This is a genomic window from Pseudomonas kitaguniensis (assembly GCF_049199985.1).
In the GTDB taxonomy this organism is placed as follows: domain Bacteria; phylum Pseudomonadota; class Gammaproteobacteria; order Pseudomonadales; family Pseudomonadaceae; genus Aquipseudomonas; species Aquipseudomonas kitaguniensis.
Genome location: NZ_JBLZPT010000025.1, coordinates 26,260 through 44,748 on the forward strand (window position 1 = coordinate 26,260; position 18,489 = coordinate 44,748).

Here is an 18,489-nt window from a genome sequence, read left to right on the forward strand (position 1 = left end):
ATCCGGTGCTGGGTTGGCTGCCGGGTCAGCGGACCGATGATCGGTCCGGCACAGAAAAGCGGATTTCGTCGTCACAGGTGCGGCATTGGAATACCGCAACTGTTGCGCAAGTATTTAGTTGTCATACCCCAGGTTAGGTGCCAGCCAGCGCTCGGTCACGGCCAGGTCCTGGCCTTTGCGGGCGGTGTAGCGAATGACTTGGTCCTTGTCGACTTTGCCCACGGCAAAGTACTGCGCCTGCGGGTGGGCGAAGTACCAGCCGCTGACAGCCGCCGCCGGGAACATCGCGAAGTGTTCGGTGAGGAATACGCCGCTGCGGCCTGCGTGCATCTCGCGGGCTTCGGGGTCAAGCAGTTGGAACAACTGGGCCTTCTCGGTGTGGTCGGGGCACGCGGGGTAGCCGGGGGCAGGGCGGATGCCGATGTATTGCTCTTTGATCAGTGCTTCGTTATCCAGCACTTCATCCTTGGCGTAACCCCAGTGTTCTTTACGTACTTGCTGGTGCAGCCATTCGGCGCAGGCTTCGGCGAGGCGGTCGGCGAGGGCTTTGACCATGATCGAGTTGTAGTCGTCGCCCGCGTCTTGATAGGCCTTGGCGACTTCTTCGGCACCGATGCCGGCGGTGGTGATGAAACCACCGATGTAGTCGGTCACGCCGCTGTCTTTGGGCGCCACGAAGTCGGCCAGCGAAAAGTTCGGCTTGCCGTCGGTCTTGATGATTTGCTGGCGCAGGTGATGCAGCCTGGCAATCGGCTGGCCGTCGTCGCCGTACACTTCCAGGTCGTCGTCCTGCACCTGGTTGGTCGGCCAGAAACCGAACACTGCGCGGGCACTGATGAGTTTCTCATCGATCAGCTTGGCGAGCATTTCCTGGGCGTCAGCGTAGAGCGCAGTGGCGGCTTCACCGACCACCTCGTCTTCGAGGATGCGTGGGAATTTGCCGGCCAGGTCCCACGAGATAAAAAACGGCGTCCAGTCGATGTATTCGGCCAGCACCTTGAGGTCGATATTGTCCAGCACCTTGGCGCCGGTAAAGGTCGGTTTGACCGGCGTGTAGGTGCTCCAGTCGAACTGCGGCTTCTTGGCGATTGCCACCGGGTAGCTCAGGCGCTCAGTGCGCGCGCTGCGGTTGGCTGTACGCTCGCGCACATCGATATATTCTAGGCGGGTTTTCTCGACAAAACCGGCCTTCAGTTCCTTGGACAGTAACTGCGTCGCCACGCCCACCGCACGCGAGGCGTCGGTCACGTAGATCACCGCGTCATTGCTGTACTTCGGTTCGATTTTTACCGCGGTGTGCGCCTTGGAGGTGGTCGCGCCGCCGATCATCAGCGGCAAGTGGAAGTCCTGGCGCTGCATCTCACGGGCCACGTGGACCATCTCGTCCAGCGACGGCGTGATCAGGCCGGACAGCCCAATAATGTCGCACTTCTGTTCCTTGGCCACCTGCAGGATTTTTTCGGCCGGCACCATCACGCCCAAATCGACAATGTCGTAGCCGTTGCAACCCAGCACCACGCCGACGATATTCTTGCCGATGTCATGCACGTCACCCTTCACCGTGGCCATCAGGATCTTGCCCTTGGCTTCGGGCTTGTCGCCTTTTTCCAGCTCGATAAACGGGATCAAGTGGGCCACGGCCTGCTTCATCACGCGGGCGGATTTAACCACCTGCGGCAAGAACATTTTGCCGGCGCCGAACAGGTCGCCAACGATGTTCATGCCGGACATCAGCGGGCCTTCGATCACCTCGATCGGGCGCGCGAACGACTGCCGCGATTCCTCGGTGTCTTCAACGATATGCGTGGTAATGCCCTTGACCAGCGCGTGTTCCAGGCGCTTGTTCACCGGCCAGCCGCGCCATTCTTCGGTCTCGGCTTCTTTTACGCTGCCGTCGCCCTTGTACTTGTCGGCGATGGCGAGCAGGGCGTCGGTGCCCTCCGGCGTGCGGTTGAGCACCACATCTTCCACGGCGTCACGCAATTCGGCCGGGATCTGGTCGTAGATCTCCAACTGGCCGGCGTTGACGATGCCCATGGTCAGGCCGTTGCGGATCGCATACAGCAGGAACACCGAGTGGATCGCCTCACGCACCGGGTTGTTGCCACGGAACGAGAACGACACGTTGGACACGCCACCCGAGGTCAGCGCGTACGGCAGTTCGTCGCGGATGTAGGCGCAGGCGTTAATGAAGTCGACGGCATAGTTGTTGTGTTCTTCGATACCGGTGGCGACCGCGAAGATGTTCGGGTCGAAGATGATGTCTTCCGGCGGGAAGCCCACCTCATTCACCAGGATGTCGTAGGAGCGTTTGCAGATCTCTTTTTTGCGCGCTTCGGTGTCGGCCTGGCCGGCTTCGTCGAACGCCATCACCACCACCGCCGCGCCGTAGCGCTTGCACAGCTTGGCGTGGTGAATGAACTGCTCGACGCCTTCCTTCATGCTGATCGAGTTGACGATGCCCTTGCCCTGAATGCACTTGAGCCCGGCCTCGATGACTTCCCACTTCGAGGAGTCGATCATGATCGGTACGCGCGAGATGTCCGGCTCGCCGGCAATCAGATTGAGGAAGGTCACCATTGCCTTCTTCGAATCCAACATGCCTTCGTCCATGTTGATGTCGATTATCTGCGCGCCGGCCTCCACCTGTTGCAGCGCCACTTCGAGCGCTTCGGTGTAGTTGTCTTCACGGATCAGGCGGGCGAAACGCGCCGAGCCGGTGATGTTGGTGCGCTCGCCGACGTTGACGAACAACGAGCTGCGATCAATCGTGAACGGCTCCAGGCCCGACAAGCGGCAGGCCTTGGGGATGTCCGGAATCGGGCGCGGCGCATACCCGGCCACGGCCTTGGCGATGGCTTCAATGTGGCCCGGTGTGGTGCCGCAGCAGCCGCCGACAATATTGAGGAAGCCGCTCTGGGCGAACTCTTCGATGACCTTGGCAGTTTGCGACGGCAATTCGTCGTACTCGCCGAATTCGTTGGGCAGGCCGGCGTTCGGGTGCGCGGAAACGTGGGTGTTGGCTTTGTTCGACAGCTCTTCCAGGTACGGACGCAACTCGCTGGCGCCCAGTGCGCAGTTGAGGCCCACCGACAGCGGCTTGGCGTGACTGACCGAGTTCCAGAACGCTTCGGTGGTCTGGCCCGACAAGGTCCGGCCGGAGGCGTCGGTGATGGTGCCGGAGATCATGATCGGCAATTCGACATGCAGTTCTTCGAACACACCTTGCACGGCGAAGATCGCGGCCTTGGCGTTGAGGGTGTCGAAGATGGTTTCGATCAGGATCAGGTCGGCGCCGCCCTCGATCAGGCCTTTGGTGGCCTCGGTGTAGTTTTCCACCAGCTCATCAAAGGTCACGTTGCGGTAGCCGGGGTTGTTCACGTCCGGGGACAGCGAGCAGGTGCGGCTGGTCGGGCCGAGCACACCGGCAACGAAGCGCGGTTTGTCCGGGTTCTCGAGGGTCTTGGCGTCGGCGATTTTGCGCGCCAGGCGGGCGCCTTCGACGTTCAATTCGTAGGCCAGTGCTTCCATGCCGTAATCGGCCATGGAAATGCGCGTGGCGTTGAAGGTGTTGGTTTCGAGGATGTCAGCCCCGGCGTCCAGGTAAGCCTTCTCGATGCCGCCGATCACGTCCGGGCGGGTCAGCACCAGCAGGTCGTTGTTACCCTTGACGTCGCTCGGCCAGTCGGCGAAACGTTTGCCACGGTAGTCCTGCTCCTCCAGCTTGTAGCTCTGGATCATCGTGCCCATACCGCCGTCGAGGATCAGGATGCGTTCCTTGAGGGCTTGGTGAAGGGCGTGCAGACGAGCGCTACGATCGGACATGGGACTACTCTGGTCAGGCATTACGGAGGGCATGAATCATAGCAAACCTGTGCCGATTTGGAGCATGTCAGGGTTTTACATGAATATCGTTCATGTTGGTGGTGGCCATGGCCCGGTAGAATCATCGCCACTTTATAGACCGCACGCATTGAATCGGGACCGGGTACATGTCATTTCGTCTTATCGTCAGCGCCGTCCTGGCCTTGATCGCCAGTACTGCTCAGGCAGGCACGTTACCGGCCAATCCCTCCGCTCCGGCGATTTCCTATACCCGTGACATCCAACCGATTTTCACCGAAAAGTGCGTGGCCTGCCATGCCTGTTACGACTCCGCCTGCCAACTCAACCTCGGCAGTGCCGAAGGCGCGGCGCGTGGCGCGAGCAAAACCCCGGTGTACGACGGTGAACGCAGCGAGGCTGCGCCCACCACCCGATTGTTCTATGACGCGTTCGGCAAGCAAGCCTGGCAGCGCAAGGGCTTCTATTCCGTACTCGACGCCCAAGGCAGCCAGGCGGCGCTGATGGCGCGCATGGTGGAGCTGGGCCATAACGCCGCGCTGCAACCGAATGCCAAGTTGCCCGCTGACATCGCGTTGGGCCTCAACCGCGAAAACATGTGCGCGATGCCCGCTGAGTTCAACGCCTACGCCGGCGCCCACCCCAAGGAAGGCATGCCGCTGGCGGTGACCGGCCTCACCGACCAGCAATACCAGACCCTGCAACGCTGGCTCGCCTCGGGTGCGCCGATTGACGCGCAAAGCCTCGCGCCAAGCGCCAAGGAAGCCTTGCAGGTGCAGCAATGGGAAAACCTGCTCAACCAGCCAGGCGCCCGTGAAAGTCTGGTGGCGCGCTGGTTGTACGAACATCTGTACTTGGCGCACATCTACTTCGAAAACGGCGAGCCGGGGCATTTCTTCCAGTGGGTGCGCTCGCGTACGCCGAGTGGGCAGCCGATTGACCTGATCGCCACGCGTCGCCCCAACGATGACCCGGGCACCCAAGTGTATTACCGCCTGTGGCCGGTGCAGGGCGTGATTGTGCATAAAACCCACATCACGTATCCGTTCAGTGCCGAGAAAATGGCGCGCATCAAGCAACTGTTCTACGCCGGCGACTGGCAGGTCAGCGCCTTGCCAGGTTACGGGCCGGGGCGCCGGGCCAACCCGTTCGAGACCTTCGAAGCGATCCCGGCCAAGGCGCGCTACCAGTTCATGCTCGATAACGCCGAATACTTCGTGCGCACCTTTATTCGCGGCCCGGTATGCCGTGGGCAGATCGCCACGGACGTGATCCGCGACAACTTCTGGACCCTGTTCCAGGACCCGGACCACGACCTGTACATCACCGATGCGCGTTACCGTGGCCAGGCCACGCCCTTGCTGGCGATGCCGGGGCAAAATGATGACGTGGGCAGCGTGCTCAGCCTGTGGCTGGCCTATCGCGACAAGCGCAACCAATACGAAGCGCTGCGCCGTGACAGCTACGCAGACCTGCCGCCGCCAAGCTGGTCGACGCTGTGGGCGGGCAATGACAACGCCTTGCTGAGCATTTTTCGCCACTTCGACAGCGCCTCGGTCAACAAGGGGCTGATCGGCGAAGTGCCGCAAACGATGTGGCTGTTCGACTACCCGCTGCTGGAGCGCACCTATTACCAACTGGCGGTGAACTTTGATGTGTTCGGCAACGTGTCGCACCAGGCCCAGACGCGGCTGTATTTCGACCTGATCCGCAATGGCGCCGAGCAGAACTTCCTGCGCCTGATGCCCGCCGACACGCGCGATGCCTTTATCGATGATTGGTACCAGAACAGCGGCAAACTCAAGCTGTGGCTGGACTATGAAGCGATCGATGACGACACGCCGACCGGTTTGCATCTCGATGAAAAACACCCGAAAGGCGATTTTGCCAACCAGTTATTGGCGCGTTATGGCTATTTGAACGCCAGCCCGGACCCGATCAACCGCTGCACCGGCGCGTATTGCTCGCGCGCGGGGGTTGAGCCAGCATTGCGCGATGCCGAGCAGGCGCTGAGCCGACTGACCTCGCGCCCGGCGGCGGGGCTCAAGGTGATTGATCAATTGCCCGAAGCGACAATGCTGCGCGTCGAAACGCCCAGCGGTAAACGCGTGGTCTACAGCCTGTTGCGCAACCGGGCGCACAGTAATGTGGCGTTCCTGTTGGGTGAGGCTTATCGCTATCAGCCGGGGCTGGATACGTTGACCATCTATCCCGGCGTGCTGAGTAGTTACCCGAACTTCATGTTCAATATTCCGGCAGCCGAAGTGCCCGCGTTTGTGGATGCGATGGAGAATGCCAAGGATGCCAATCGGTTCGAAAAAATCGTCGATCGTTGGGGGATTCGCCGTAGTCATCCGTTGTTTTGGCAATATTTTCATGACTTGTCGGCGTACATCCGGGAAACCACGCCAGTGGAAGAGGGCGTGTTGGACATGAACCGGTACGAGAATTTGTGAGGTCACCCCCTCAAGCCGAACTCGGTCAACTGCGGGAGCGGGCTTGCTCGCGATTACGGTGTGTCAGCTAAGTATTTTTCAACTGATACACCGCCATCGCGAGCAAGCCCGCTCCCACAAAGAGCATATCTGTTGTGTCTGCAAAATCCGCTTTTGATCGGTGTGATCTTGATCTTGCAAGCGCTCCGCCAAACCCTATCCCGACAAAAACACTAGGACTTTGTACCTGCGTAATAATTTGGCGTAAACTCCCGTCAAGCCTGTGAGGAGTTTCCATGACTGCCATAACCATTACCGACGCCGCCCACGATTACCTGGCTGATCTGCTGTCCAAGCAGAACACCCCAGGCATCGGTATCCGCGTCTTTATCACCCAACCCGGCACCCAATATGCCGAGACTTGCATCGCCTATTGCAAGCCCGGTGAAGAAAAGCCTGAAGACACCGCGCTGGGGCTGAAAAGCTTCACCGCGTACATCGACAACTTCAGCGAAGCCTTCCTCGACGACGCCGTGGTCGACTACGCCACCGATCGCATGGGCGGCCAGTTGACCATCAAGGCGCCCAACGCCAAGGTGCCCAACGTCAACGCCGACAGCCCGGTCAACGAGCGCATCAACTACTACCTGCAAACCGAGATCAACCCGGGGCTCGCGAGCCACGGCGGTCAGGTCAGCTTGATTGACGTGGTTGAAGACGGCATCGCCGTGCTCAAGTTTGGCGGCGGCTGCCAAGGCTGCGGCCAGGCCGACGTTACCTTGCGCGAAGGCATCGAGCGCACCTTGCTCGAGCGCATCCCCGAGCTCAAGGGTGTACGTGACGTGACTGACCATACGCAGAAAGAAAACGCCTACTACTGAGTAAGGTGTTCACTGCGAGGATAAAAAACGGCGCCCGTGAGCGCCGTTTTTTTATGCTTTAAATTCAATGGCCTGCGCCATCTATCTAACAAACAGGATTAGAGTCGGATGAGGTGGTTTTGTTAATGCCAACCGTCACGGTCGATAAAGGTGCGCATGCCCTGCGCGGTACAGCGACGATTCGCTGAAACTGTCATTCGTCAGTACCCGACCGACCACAATCAACGCCGTACGCCGAAAGCCTTTGGCGGCGACCTTCTCGGTGATGTCCGCCAGCGTACCCAGCGCCCAGTCCTGATCCGGCCAGGTCGCGCGGTGCACCACGGCAATCGGGCAATCCGCGCCATAGTGCGGCAGCAGCTCGGCAACAATCTTGTGTAGATGGTTAACCCCCAAGTGAATCGCCATGGTCGTGCCGTGGCGCGCCAAACTGTCGAAAGCCTCACCGGCCGGCATGCTGGTTTTATCCGCATAGCGGGTCAAAATCACGCTTTGCGCGATGTCCGGCAGGGTCAGTTCGGTCTCCAGCAACGCTGCGCAGGCGGCCACGGCGGTCACGCCGGGAATAATCTGAAACGCTATGCCCAGCTCACGCAAATGACGGATTTGTTCGCCAATCGCCCCATACAGGCTCGGGTCGCCCGAGTGCACGCGGGCTACATCCTGGCCCTTGGCATGCGCGGCCTGAATCAAGTCGATGATCTGTTCCAGGTGTAATTCGGCGCTGTTGACCACCTGTTCCGCATGATGGCCTTCCAATACCGCAGCGGGCACCAGCGAACCGGCATAGATGATCACCGGGCAACTGCGGATCAGCCGTTGGCCTTTGACGGTGATCAATTCCGGATCGCCGGGGCCTGCGCCGATAAAGTAGACGGTCATGCGAAATTCCTGTTGAAAAAGCCGCTGAGCATGAAGGTTGCTCATGATCGAGGCGGGCGATTATCGTGTTTTTAACCGGCGCAGGCTAATGCAAAGGTGGCATGGGCGGTTTTTTGGCGGGTGATCAGCAAGCGCGCAGGCGCGTGATAGAGCTGCTCGGCCAGTGCCAGCGCGGAACTTTCGGCGACGCCATAACAGCCGGTATGTGCAAAGGCGACCTCAGACCTGTGGCTCAGGCGCTGTTCATACGCGGCCAGTTGCGCGGTGCTGAAACACTGCAACGGCAGGTTCAGCCACTGCGCCAGCGCGAGAAGCCCCGGTTCATTCTGTTTGTGCTCGATACTCGCCAGTGCACTGACGCGCTGGCGCTCGATGCTGGCCTCGGCGAGCGCGCTGTCGAACAGCGCCAGCAGGCTCTGAACATCACAGCCGCGCTGGCAGCCCAGGCCAACGATCAAGCTCATGCCGCGTAGTGCGCGTCGCGGTTGCGGCGGAACAGCCAGGCGCTGATCAGGCCCAGCGCCAGCCAAAATGCCACGTTGGTCAACTGCGAGGCGATCTTGAACTGCGCTTCCAGGGCTTCTGGCGCCAGCATCGCGTGCACCTCGGGTTGCGGCGCGCCGACCAGATGCGGCACCGCAAGAATCGCCACGCCCAACACTTTCAGCAGCCAGTTGCGACCAAACACCAGCAGCGCGATACCGGCAGCGGTGGACGCGGCAGTGCCGATCCACCAAATCTGACGCAGCGCCAAGTCGGCGGCGGCGGTGCCCGGCAACTCAGGCGGCAGGCCCAGCGTGGGCGCCAGCACAAACGTCGCGTAACCGGCCAGGCCCCACAGCAAGCCTTGTGCGGTACGCGTCGGCGCGCGCAACGTATAAAGGCCGGCGAGCATCAGCGCAAACCCCACCGCAACCACCAGGTTACCGCCGGTGGTCGACAGCACGCGCTGCCAGCCGTCTTCCGGTTCCCAGGCCTGTGCGTCGTGAGTGTGGGCGGCGGCGCCCTCGGCATGTACGTGCGCCGCTTCGCTGGCAGCCGGGGCGTGCTCGAAGGTTTCCGCCTGCAAAATCAGCGGGGCCACCCAAAAGCTTTGCAGCAGGGTCAGCAGCAGGGCGGCAAGCAAACCGGTGAAACCTGCGGTTTGGGCAATACGCTTGATCATCTCGGCAGGCCTCAGTGGCACGGGAACGCGGCGCTGTGGCGGGTATCGTGCGCGGCGTTGTGCACCGCCTCGATATGCGAGAAACCGGCGAAATACACCAGGCACGCGCCAAGGATCGAGGCGCCGATGGCGGCGCTCAGGCGTTGGCTCAGGGTGGCGGTGTTGCTGGCGGTGGGCGAGGTGCTGCTGATGATCGACATGGCGCGTCCCTTCAGGTTTCAGGGTGACACGAGCGCATGAAAACCCCGCGAGCCGGGCTCGCAGAATTTTAAACAGCGCCCGCCCACCGCGGGTTTGTTATCTGAAATTTTTCGGGCCGGTCTCCGGGCTTGCGAGGGACGCTGGGTCTGGAAAGCATCGCCTTCCCATGCCGTACAGGCACAGTGGATCTGACGCTTCACTCGCTTACCGTTGCGGGGGCAGCACCGGACTTGCCATGCCTTTGAGTATAAAGAAGGCGACTCACCGGTTTCCCGTTTCACCCTCTGCAGGGCACCCGAAACAAGGCGTATAGGAGAACACGGGCAAGCGCTGGGCGTCAATTGGAAGGGGCAACGCTACAGGTGACGGTTGGATTGGTTTGTATTTGAAATAGGTTGTTATGTTGTTTTGCTGGAACTAGCGAGTAACACTTTCAGCTAATCATAAGGCGTGAAAGTTCTTTATTTTTATCGTCGAGTATTGGAAGGTGAGCGCCTTGAATGTGTATGTGTTATTAAATTTTTAATGGGGGTCAATGGGTGTCGTCTATATCTAGAAACGCTTTTAGCTCGCCTGTTTTTGTTGACAGTAATGAGCCGGCTCAACCCCCTCTCGACGCTCATTCTCATGCATCGTCGCAATGCTCTAGCCAGCAATGCCATTCCAACGCCAACGCGCCTAATCTTTCGCAGGCCGCCCAGCGCGCCGACGATCCGTATTATCGGGCAGGCTCCGGCAAACCGTCACTGTCAATTAGCGACGTCGCTGGCCAAATAGATCGAAAGGGCCGTAAATTCAACGATACCAATGGCGATAACGTGCTGCAGGTCGCCTATACTTTTCGTAATGTTGCAGCGGGAGAAAGAGGTTTTAGTACGGCGCAAAAAGAGCAAGCCAGGCGTTCGATGCAATCGTGGGCTGATGTTGCAAATATTACGTTTGAAGAGGATGCCCCGCGAGCCGATGGCCGGCTCAGCCTGGTTAATAGTCAGGTGCCAGCAGTGGCTGATTCCCGATTTTCAACATTATGGGGGCGGGTGCGCGTGAATCCCGAGTACGCTGATAATCGTACACCTTCAGTTAATAATTATGGGCGCCACACACTCACTCACGAAATAGGGCATGCATTGGGGGCTGCGCATCCGGGCGACTATAACTACGACGCTGAAAGCGAGCCGTTGAACTATAAGGACCATGCGACCTACCTTCAAGACAGTCAGGCCTACTCTGTAATGAGTTATTTCGATCCGAGCAATACTCATCATGACTTTAAAGAACATTATGCGTCGTCACCCCTCATGGCCGATATTGCCTGGGCTCAGAAAGTCTACGGAGCCAACCATACGACGCGCAATACAGACACCGTCTACGGATTTAACTCCACTACTGGCCGAGACGACCTTTCTTTGAATTCATCTCGTGACGACGCCGTGTTCAGTGTCTGGGATGGCGGCGGCAACGATACGTTGGACTTCTCCCTTTATCACCAGAACCAGGTAATCAACCTGCGCGCTGAATCGTTCTCCGATGTGGGTGGAATGAAGGGCAATGTCTCTATCGCCAAGGGCGTCACCCTGGAAAACGCGATCGGCGGTTCAGGCAGTGATGTATTGATCGGTAACCATGCCGACAACCTTCTCACAGGTGGAGCTGGCCCTGATCAAATGACCGGTGGCGCAGGCAGCGACACATTTGTATATGCCAACGCCAGCGATTCAACGTTATATGCCCCCGATCAGTTGACGGACTTTGTCAGTGGTCAAGACAAAATCGATATTTCCCAATTGCTGAGCAAACATCACATCAACACCCTGACTTTTGTTAACCGCTTTTCTGGCACGCCGGGGGAGGCGGGAGTCGGCTACGATCCCCAAAAGAACGAGTCTTGGCTTGTGATTGATTTGAACGGGGACCGCCAGATTGACTTTTACCTTGAGAGCCAGGGTCGGATCAGGGCTTCCGATATTATCGGGCATGTGCCTTTCAAGCACCGATACGTATAAGTGACTCGTCCTGAACACTTGGAACGACACCGGCATACCCTGACATTCCTCTGTGTTTGACGTGCCACGCGTTGCGATTGTGCAGCCGCCGGACGAATCTCCGGCGCCGGACATTGACCGCTCGCCATGCACTGCGTAGCCTTGGCCGTTCGAGGTTCTTCGGCCCAGGCCGAAGCTAAGAAGGGAACGCGGTTCAAGCCGCGGCTGCCCCCGCAACTGTGAAGGGTTTAGCTTGCTGCCACGCCACTGCCATGCCGGCGGGAAGGCGCAGCCGGCGCCGGTCGCAAGACCCGCACGCCCCAAGCCAGGAGACCTGCCTCGTGACCGATTTTCTACTTCAACCGGGCGGGGTGATCCGGTGACGAAACCCGCTACTGCGCGCCGCCGCAGGGCTTATCGTCCCGTATGCCCGCCCCAAAGGGCATCCGATGAAAACACTGGCTAAACTCCCCGTCACCATCGTTACCGGCTTCCTCGGCTCGGGCAAAACCACCTTGTTGCGTCACATGCTCGACAACGCCCAGGGCCGTCGTATCGCGGTGATCGTCAATGAGTTCGGTGAGTTGGGCATCGACGGTGAAATCCTCAAGCAGTGCTCCATCGGGTGTACCGAAGAAGAAGCCAACGGCCGTGTCTATGAGCTGGCCAACGGCTGCCTGTGCTGCACCGTTCAGGAAGAATTCTTCCCGGTGATGCGCGAATTGGTCGCGCGTCGCGGTGACCTTGACCACATCCTGATCGAAACCTCGGGCCTGGCCCTGCCAAAACCCTTGGTGCAAGCCTTCCAGTGGCCGGAAATTCGCAGTGCCTGCACGGTTGACGCGGTGATCACCGTGGTCGACAGCCCGGCCGTGGCCGCCGGCACCTTTGCCGCATTCCCGGACCAGGTCGATGCGCAGCGCAAGCTCGACCCGAACCTTGACCACGAATCGCCACTGCACGAGCTGTTCGCCGACCAACTGGCCAGCGCCGACCTGGTGATTTTGAATAAATCCGACCTGATCAGCCCCGAAGACCTGGCCCGCGTGCGCCTGGAAGTCGCCGAGGAGTTGCCGCCTGCCGTTAAAATCATCGAAGCCAGCAGCGGTCGCGTGCCGTTGGACGTGCTGATCGGCCTGGGCGCCGGCGCCGAAGAACATATCGACGGCCGCCATAGCCACCATGAAAGCCACCACGACGGCGGCGATGAGCATGACCACGATCATGACGCCTTCGACTCGATCTCCATCGACCTGCCGCAAGCCGACGAAGCTTTGCTGCTAGACGCGCTGGCGCAGTTGGTTGTGCAGCACGGTATTTTGCGCGTCAAAGGCTTTGCGGCGATCCCGAACAAGCCGATGCGCCTGCTGATTCAGGGTGTGGGTACGCGTTTCGACAAACATTTCGACCGTGCCTGGGGCGCCGATGAAGCGCGCATCACGCGGTTGGTGTTGATCGGCCAAGACCTCGACGCGGCCGGCCTTGAAGCGCAACTGCGCACCGCGCTCAGCGTTTAAGCCATGCACCTGCTCAGGACTCAGCCGGGCGGTTTCGTCTCGGACGATAATATTGCCGACTTGGGCCAAACCCCTGCCGAGCTGGTTATCCTGTGCAGCGGCGATTCCAGCTTGGCGCTGCTCGCCGAAGCGGCCCGGCAACTGCCCGACGATTACCCGAGCTTTCGCCTGGCTAACCCCATGCAGGTGCAAAACCATGCGTCGGTCGACCTGTACGTCGACGAGGTGCTACAGCACGCCAAAGTCATCCTGATCTCGCTGCACGGCGGCATCGGTTATTGGCGTTATGGCGTCGAGCGTCTGGTGGCATTGGCCGAGCGTGGCGTGCAGTTGATCCTGGTGCCGGGGTGTGATCGCCCCGACCCGGAGTTGAGTGGCCTGAGTACCGTCAGCGTCGAAGCGCGTGAGCGCCTCTGGCATTTTTTGCGCCAGGGCGGCTTGGGCAACGCGCTGGATTTTTATCGCTGCCTGGCCAGCACTCACTTTGGCCGCGACTACGCGTGGGCCGAGCCGCAAACACTGCCGCGCACGGCGATTTATCACCCGCATAAAACCAACGCGCGGCTGAATGACTGGCAGGCGGATTGGCACGCCGAGTTTCCGGTGGCTGCGGTACTGTTCTACCGCTCGCATTTGCAGGCGGCGAATACCGGTTTTATCGACGTGTTCTGCCAGCGCTTGCAAGCGGCGGGCCTTAACCCGTTGCCCATCGCGGTGGCCAGTTTGAAAGAACCCGGTTGCCTAGCGGTGGTCGAGGACTTGCTGGATGAGGTGCACGCGGCGGTGATTCTGAACACCACCGGCTTTGCCCAGTCCAGCCCTGAAGCGCCGGATCTGCGCCCGTTTCGGCGTAATATTCCGGTGATCCAGGCGATTTGCGCGCAAGACAATCAGCCCGGCTGGGAGGCCAGCGCACAAGGCCTTGGCCCGCGTGATTTGGCGATGCACATCGCCTTGCCGGAGCTGGATGGGCGCATCATCAGCCGGCCCATCAGCTTCAAGGATTTGGCCTGGCGCAGTGAGCGCAGCCAGTCGGACGTGGTGTGCTACCGCGCAGCGCCCGAGCGCATGGATTTTGTGGCCGAGCTGGCGCGCCGCTGGGTCGAGTTGGCGCGGGTGCCGAATGCGCACAAGCGCATCGCGCTGATCCTCGCCAACTACCCGACCCGCGACGGCCGCATCGGTAACGGCGTGGGCCTGGATACCCCGGCGGCGGCGTTGAATATCCTGCGCGCGTTGCAAGCCGAAGGCTATCCGCTGCCGGACGCGCTGCCCGACAGCGGCACGGCGTTGATTCATGAGTTGCTCGGCGGCGTCACCAACGACCTCGACAGCCTCGACCTGCGCCCGTGCCACCAAAGCCTCAGCCTGGATGACTACGAGGCGATGTTCAGCCGCTTGCCAGAGGCCAATCGCCAAGCCGTGCTGGCGCGCTGGGGCACGCCGCACAACGACCCGATGTTTCGTGACGGCCGCCTGATGATCGCCGGCCTGCGGCTGGGCCTGACCTTTGTCGGCATCCAGCCGGCGCGCGGTTATCAGGTGGACCACAGCGCGGTCTACCACGACCCGGACCTGGTACCGCCGCACGGCTATTTAGCCTTCTACTTCTGGTTGCGCCACACCTACGGCGCTCACGGCGTGATTCACGTCGGCAAGCACGGCAACCTCGAATGGTTGCCGGGTAAAGGTGTGGGCCTGTCGCAACACTGCTGGCCCGACGCGCTGCTGGGGCCGCTGCCGAATATCTACCCGTTTATCGTCAACGACCCAGGTGAAGGCGCCCAAGCCAAGCGCCGCACTCAGGCGGTGATCATCGACCACTTGATGCCGCCGCTGACCCGTGCCGAAACCTACGGGCCGTTGCGCGACCTTGAGCTGTTGGCGGACGAATACTACGAAGCGCAATTGCTCGACCCGCGCCGCGCGCTGGAACTGCAAAAAGACATTCTCAAGCTGGTGCGCGAAACCCGGATTGATCAAGAGCTGCAGATGGGCAGTGAGGTTGATGCGGCAGTCTGGTTGCCGCGCCTCGACACCTACCTGTGCGACTTGAAGGAATCGCAGATTCGCGACGGCCTGCATATTTTTGGCGAGTCGCCGCAAGGCCGCTTGCGCATCGACACCCTGCTGGCCTTGCTGCGCATCCCGCGGGGCGATGGGCGTGGCGCGCAATCGAGCTTGCTGCGCGTATTGGCCAAGGCCTTCGAACTGGGCTTTGACCCGCTCGATTGCGCGCTCGCCGAGCCCTGGACCGGGCGCCGCCCGCAGGTGCTGCAGCAAATCGATCAACAGCTTTGGCGCACCGCCGGTGACACCCGCGAGCGGTTGGAGTTGTACGCCGCGCGGTTGATCGAGCAAGCCCTTGAAGGCCCGGTCGAGCCGCTTGAACAGCCGGGTTGGGAGGCTGTGAAGGCCGTCATCGAGAACCTGCGCATTGTCGTTGCGCCGCGCCTGGACGCGTGCGGGACAGCGGAAATGCGCGGTTTACTCGACGCCTTGAGTGGGCGCTTCGTGCCGGCAGGCCCCAGCGGTGCGCCCAGCCGTGGGCGCCTCGACGTGCTGCCCACCGGGCGCAACTTCTTCAGCGTGGACGTGCGCAATTTGCCCACCACCACGGCGTGGCGTATCGGCTTTCAATCCGCCAACCTGATTCTTGAGCGGCATTTGCAAGACCACGGCGACCATTTGCGCCAGATCGGCCTGTCGGTGTGGGGCACCGCGACCATGCGCACCGGCGGCGATGACATGGCTCAGGCCATGGCGTTGATGGGCGTGCGCCCGGTGTGGGCCACCGGCAGCCAGCGCGTGGATGACTTTGAAATTTTGCCGATCAGCCTGTTGGATCGCCCGCGCGTTGATGTGACGCTGCGCGTGTCCGGGTTCTTCCGGGATGCGTTTGCCAACCTGATCCGCCTGTTCGACGCGGCGGTGCAAGCGGTGGCGGCGCTGGATGAGCCGGACGCGATGAACCCGCTGGCCGCCAAAGTGCGCAGCGAACGCGAAGCGCTGCGCCTGTCGGGCCTGGATGAAGAGGCTGCGGCCAAACAGGCCGGCTGGCGCATTTTTGGCGCCAAGCCCGGTGCCTATGGCGCGGGCGTGCAGGGCGCGATTGACGGTCGCCTGTGGCAGAGCCGCGAAGACTTGGCCGAGGTCTACCTGAACTGGGGCGGCTATGCCTATGGCGGCTCCGATGAAGGCACCGCCGCCCGCGAACAATTCGCCCAGCGCTTGAGCCAGGTGCAGGCCGTGGTGCAGAACCAGGATAACCGCGAGCACGACCTGCTCGACTCCAACGATTATTACCAGTTCCAGGGCGGCATGCTCGCCGCCGTGGAAACCCTGAGCGGTGACAAGGCCGCCAGTTATCACGGCGACCATAGCCAGCCGGACCTGCCGAAGATTCGCACCTTGAAGGAAGAGCTGAACCGGGTGATCCGTTCCCGCGCCGCCAACCCCAAGTGGATCGAAGGCGTAAAACGCCATGGCTATAAAGGCGCGTTTGAAATGGCCGCGACTGTGGACAACCTGTTCGCCTTCGACGCGACCACCGCGCTGATCGACGACCACCAATACGCCTTGCTCGCCGACGCCTATTTGCTCGACGCCGACACCCGCGCCTTTGTGCAGCAGCACAACCCCGACGCCTTGCGCGACATGACCGAACGCATGCTCGAAGCCCAACAGCGCGGCATGTGGCAAGAACCGGGGGCGTACCGCGAGGCGCTGGAAAACCTGTTGCTGGATATAGAAGAAGGATGAGGCGCTTGTTACAGGCTAATAGTTGGTAGCTGCAAGCTACAAGCTGCAAGCTGCAAGCTGTAAGCGTCTGCTGCGCGATGATATTCACCGAGGGCTCGCATGACTGATATTCCGCATTTCCCGCTCTGCGCCGTCGTCGGTGCCGATGCGCTTAAACTGGCCCTGTGCCTCACCGCCATCGACCCAAAAATCGGCGGCGTATTGATCGAAGGCCCGCGCGGCATGGCCAAGTCCACACTCGCACGCGGCCTGGCGGACCTGTTAGCCAGCGGGCAGTTCGTGACCTTGCCGTTGGGCGCGACCGAAGAGCGCCTGATCGGCACGCTGGACCTGGACGCCGCGCTCGGCGAAGGCCGCGCGCAGTTTTCCCCCGGTGTGCTGGCCAAGGCCGATGGCGGCGTGCTGTATGTCGATGAAGTCAACTTGCTCGCCGACCACTTGGTCGACCTGCTGCTGGACGTGGCCGCCAGCGGCACCAACCTGATTGAGCGCGACGGCATCTCCCACCGCCATTCCGCACGTTTCGTGCTGATCGGCACCATGAACCCGGAGGAGGGCGAGTTGCGCCCGCAACTGCTTGACCGCTTCGGTTTCAACGTGGCGCTGAGCGGGCAAACCGTGCCTGCCGAGCGCGGGCAAATCATCCGTCGTCGCCTGGATTTCGACAGCGACCCGGCTGCGTTCTGCACGCAATGGGCCGAGCAGCAAGCGGCGTTGCGCGAGCGCTGCACGCAAGCGCGGGCGCGGCTCGACAGCATCGACCTGGATGACCACAGCTTGGCGCAGATCACTGAGCGTTGTTTCGCTGCTGGGGTCGATGGCTTGCGCGCAGACCTGGTGTGGTTGCGCGGCGCACGCGCGCACGCGGCGTGGCGCGGGGCTAGCGCGATCGCCGAAGAAGACATTGACGCCGTGGCCGAATTTGCCTTGCGCCATCGCCGCCAGCCACACTCGCCACCCGCCAGCCAACCCCATCAGGGCCAGGCGCCGCAACCCTCAGACACCTCACCCGGCCAAGGCCAGTGGGGCGACACGCCTGCACCGGCGTTGCCCACCGGCGCGCGCCGTGAAGTGCCCGCCTGGCCAAAAAAGCCCTAGGCATTCGCCCTCGACCTGACGCGGGGGCGGATGCCCGGCCCAAGGCGGGCCGACTCGATAAAGGCAGGCACGGCAAGGCGCGCAGCGCCCGGCAAGGCTCGATCAACTGGCCGGGCACTTTGCTCGGTGGCCGGCCGCACAGTCGTGAAGATCTGCGCTACCACCTGCGCAGCCGTTCGGCCGATGAATTATGGCTGGTGATTGTCGACGCGTCGGCGTCCACGCGGCGCCATCGCGCGTTAAGCGATGCCAAAGGGTTGTTGGCCCAGCTGTTTGACGACGCCTACCGGCAACGCGCGCGCATGGCGTTGTTGACCGCCAGCGGGCAATCGCCCACGTGGCAAGTGCAGGGCCTCAAAGCGGCGAAAAGCTTGGCCGGCTGGCTCGATCAACTCGGCGCGGGCGGCGGTACGCCGTTGTTGGCGGCGCTGTGCGAAGCCGCGCATTGGCTGCAGGCGCGGCGCCGGCGTTACCCTGCCGAACAGCAGCGCTTGCTGGTGATTACCGATGGGCGGCTGAAAGCCCTCGCCGGTTTGCCGGTGCTTGATTGCCTGGGCTTATTGGTCGACATCGAGCGTGGCCCGATCACGCTGGGGCGCGCAGAACAACTGGCGCGCGCGCTGCACCTCGACTACCGGCATATCGATAACCTCTAGCGCGCACGTTGTAAAAGTTCCCCCTGCCAGATTCCCGCTTGTCCCCAGTTCCCATGTCACCCCCCAG

12 protein-coding genes and 2 riboswitches are annotated in these 18,489 nt (G+C 61.3%); of the genes, 7 read left to right on the top strand and 5 right to left on the bottom strand.

All coding sequences use genetic code 11. The features are described from left to right. Positions 1-114 precede the first annotated feature (114 nt). Positions 115-3,825 carry a methionine synthase gene (metH, locus tag ACOZK9_RS23180; protein WP_421556638.1) on the bottom strand — a complete coding sequence of 1,237 codons (3,711 nt, stop codon included), beginning with the start codon at positions 3,823-3,825 and terminating at the stop codon, positions 115-117. A gap of 167 nt (positions 3,826-3,992) precedes the next feature. Between metH and ACOZK9_RS23185 the strand changes: the two genes are divergently transcribed. Next, positions 3,993-6,299, top strand: a complete 2,307-nt coding sequence (locus ACOZK9_RS23185) for a fatty acid cis/trans isomerase (protein ID WP_122249982.1) — start codon at positions 3,993-3,995, stop codon at positions 6,297-6,299. Positions 6,300-6,574: 275 nt separating this feature from the next. Beyond that, positions 6,575-7,159, top strand: a complete 585-nt coding sequence (nfuA, locus tag ACOZK9_RS23190) for a Fe-S biogenesis protein NfuA (RefSeq protein ID WP_017136914.1) — start codon at positions 6,575-6,577, stop codon at positions 7,157-7,159. A 135-nt stretch (positions 7,160-7,294) separates the two neighbouring features. Here nfuA and cobM read toward each other — a convergent pair whose 3' ends face one another. From cobM to ACOZK9_RS23210, 4 genes are all read right to left on the bottom strand, one after another. Then, the gene (gene cobM / locus ACOZK9_RS23195) at positions 7,295-8,041 is read right to left on the bottom strand and encodes a precorrin-4 C(11)-methyltransferase (protein ID WP_058411670.1); all 747 of its coding nucleotides are present in this window, start codon (positions 8,039-8,041) and stop codon (positions 7,295-7,297) included. Positions 8,042-8,112: 71 nt separating this feature from the next. After that, entirely contained in the window at positions 8,113-8,505 is a 393-nt protein-coding gene (locus ACOZK9_RS23200) for a cobalamin biosynthesis protein (protein ID WP_421556639.1), read from the bottom strand. Then, positions 8,502-9,206 carry a CbtA family protein gene (locus ACOZK9_RS23205; RefSeq protein ID WP_421556640.1) on the bottom strand — a complete coding sequence of 235 codons (705 nt, stop codon included), beginning with the start codon at positions 9,204-9,206 and terminating at the stop codon, positions 8,502-8,504. The genes ACOZK9_RS23200 and ACOZK9_RS23205 overlap by 4 nt, the downstream gene beginning before the upstream one ends. 11 nt (positions 9,207-9,217) lie before the next feature. Continuing rightward, the gene (locus ACOZK9_RS23210) at positions 9,218-9,406 is read right to left on the bottom strand and encodes a CbtB domain-containing protein (protein WP_058411667.1); all 189 of its coding nucleotides are present in this window, start codon (positions 9,404-9,406) and stop codon (positions 9,218-9,220) included. A 97-nt stretch (positions 9,407-9,503) separates the two neighbouring features. After that, positions 9,504-9,721: riboswitch (cobalamin riboswitch) on the bottom strand. A 225-nt stretch (positions 9,722-9,946) separates the two neighbouring features. Between ACOZK9_RS23210 and ACOZK9_RS23215 the strand changes: the two genes are divergently transcribed. The 5 genes from ACOZK9_RS23215 to ACOZK9_RS23235 all read left to right on the top strand — a co-directional run bounded on the left by ACOZK9_RS23215 (position 9,947) and on the right by ACOZK9_RS23235 (position 18,422). Then, positions 9,947-11,410: a M10 family metallopeptidase C-terminal domain-containing protein gene (locus ACOZK9_RS23215; protein ID WP_421556641.1), complete on the top strand. Its 1,464-nt coding sequence runs from the start codon at positions 9,947-9,949 to the stop codon at positions 11,408-11,410. 135 nt (positions 11,411-11,545) lie between these two features. Then, a riboswitch (cobalamin riboswitch) is annotated at positions 11,546-11,745 on the top strand. Between the two features lie 93 nt (positions 11,746-11,838). Next, positions 11,839-12,906, top strand: coding sequence for a cobalamin biosynthesis protein CobW (gene cobW, locus ACOZK9_RS23220; protein ID WP_421556642.1), 1,068 nt, complete (start codon positions 11,839-11,841; stop codon positions 12,904-12,906). Positions 12,907-12,909: 3 nt separating this feature from the next. Then, entirely contained in the window at positions 12,910-16,668 is a 3,759-nt protein-coding gene (cobN, locus tag ACOZK9_RS23225; protein ID WP_421556643.1) for a cobaltochelatase subunit CobN, read from the top strand. 99 nt (positions 16,669-16,767) lie between these two features. Continuing rightward, positions 16,768-17,766: a magnesium chelatase ATPase subunit I gene (locus ACOZK9_RS23230; protein ID WP_058411663.1), complete on the top strand. Its 999-nt coding sequence runs from the start codon at positions 16,768-16,770 to the stop codon at positions 17,764-17,766. 2 nt (positions 17,767-17,768) lie between these two features. Further along, positions 17,769-18,422: a vWA domain-containing protein gene (locus ACOZK9_RS23235; protein ID WP_318284168.1), complete on the top strand. Its 654-nt coding sequence runs from the start codon at positions 17,769-17,771 to the stop codon at positions 18,420-18,422. Positions 18,423-18,489 lie beyond the last annotated feature (67 nt).

Excerpts from the sequence above, each read along its gene's own strand:
- ACOZK9_RS23210 (WP_058411667.1), bottom strand. The coding sequence starts at position 9,406 with ATGTCGATCATCAGCAGCACCTCGCCCACCGCCAGCAACACCGCCACC.
- cobM (WP_058411670.1), bottom strand. The coding sequence starts at position 8,041 with ATGACCGTCTACTTTATCGGCGCAGGCCCCGGCGATCCGGAATTGATC.
- ACOZK9_RS23185 (WP_122249982.1), top strand. The coding sequence starts at position 3,993 with ATGTCATTTCGTCTTATCGTCAGCGCCGTCCTGGCCTTGATCGCCAGT.
- ACOZK9_RS23205 (WP_421556640.1), bottom strand. The coding sequence starts at position 9,206 with ATGATCAAGCGTATTGCCCAAACCGCAGGTTTCACCGGTTTGCTTGCC.
- cobN (WP_421556643.1), top strand. The coding sequence starts at position 12,910 with ATGCACCTGCTCAGGACTCAGCCGGGCGGTTTCGTCTCGGACGATAAT.
- nfuA (WP_017136914.1), top strand. The coding sequence starts at position 6,575 with ATGACTGCCATAACCATTACCGACGCCGCCCACGATTACCTGGCTGAT.
- ACOZK9_RS23200 (WP_421556639.1), bottom strand. The coding sequence starts at position 8,505 with ATGAGCTTGATCGTTGGCCTGGGCTGCCAGCGCGGCTGTGATGTTCAG.
- metH (WP_421556638.1), bottom strand. The coding sequence starts at position 3,825 with ATGTCCGATCGTAGCGCTCGTCTGCACGCCCTTCACCAAGCCCTCAAG.
- cobW (WP_421556642.1), top strand. The coding sequence starts at position 11,839 with ATGAAAACACTGGCTAAACTCCCCGTCACCATCGTTACCGGCTTCCTC.
- ACOZK9_RS23230 (WP_058411663.1), top strand. The coding sequence starts at position 16,768 with ATGACTGATATTCCGCATTTCCCGCTCTGCGCCGTCGTCGGTGCCGAT.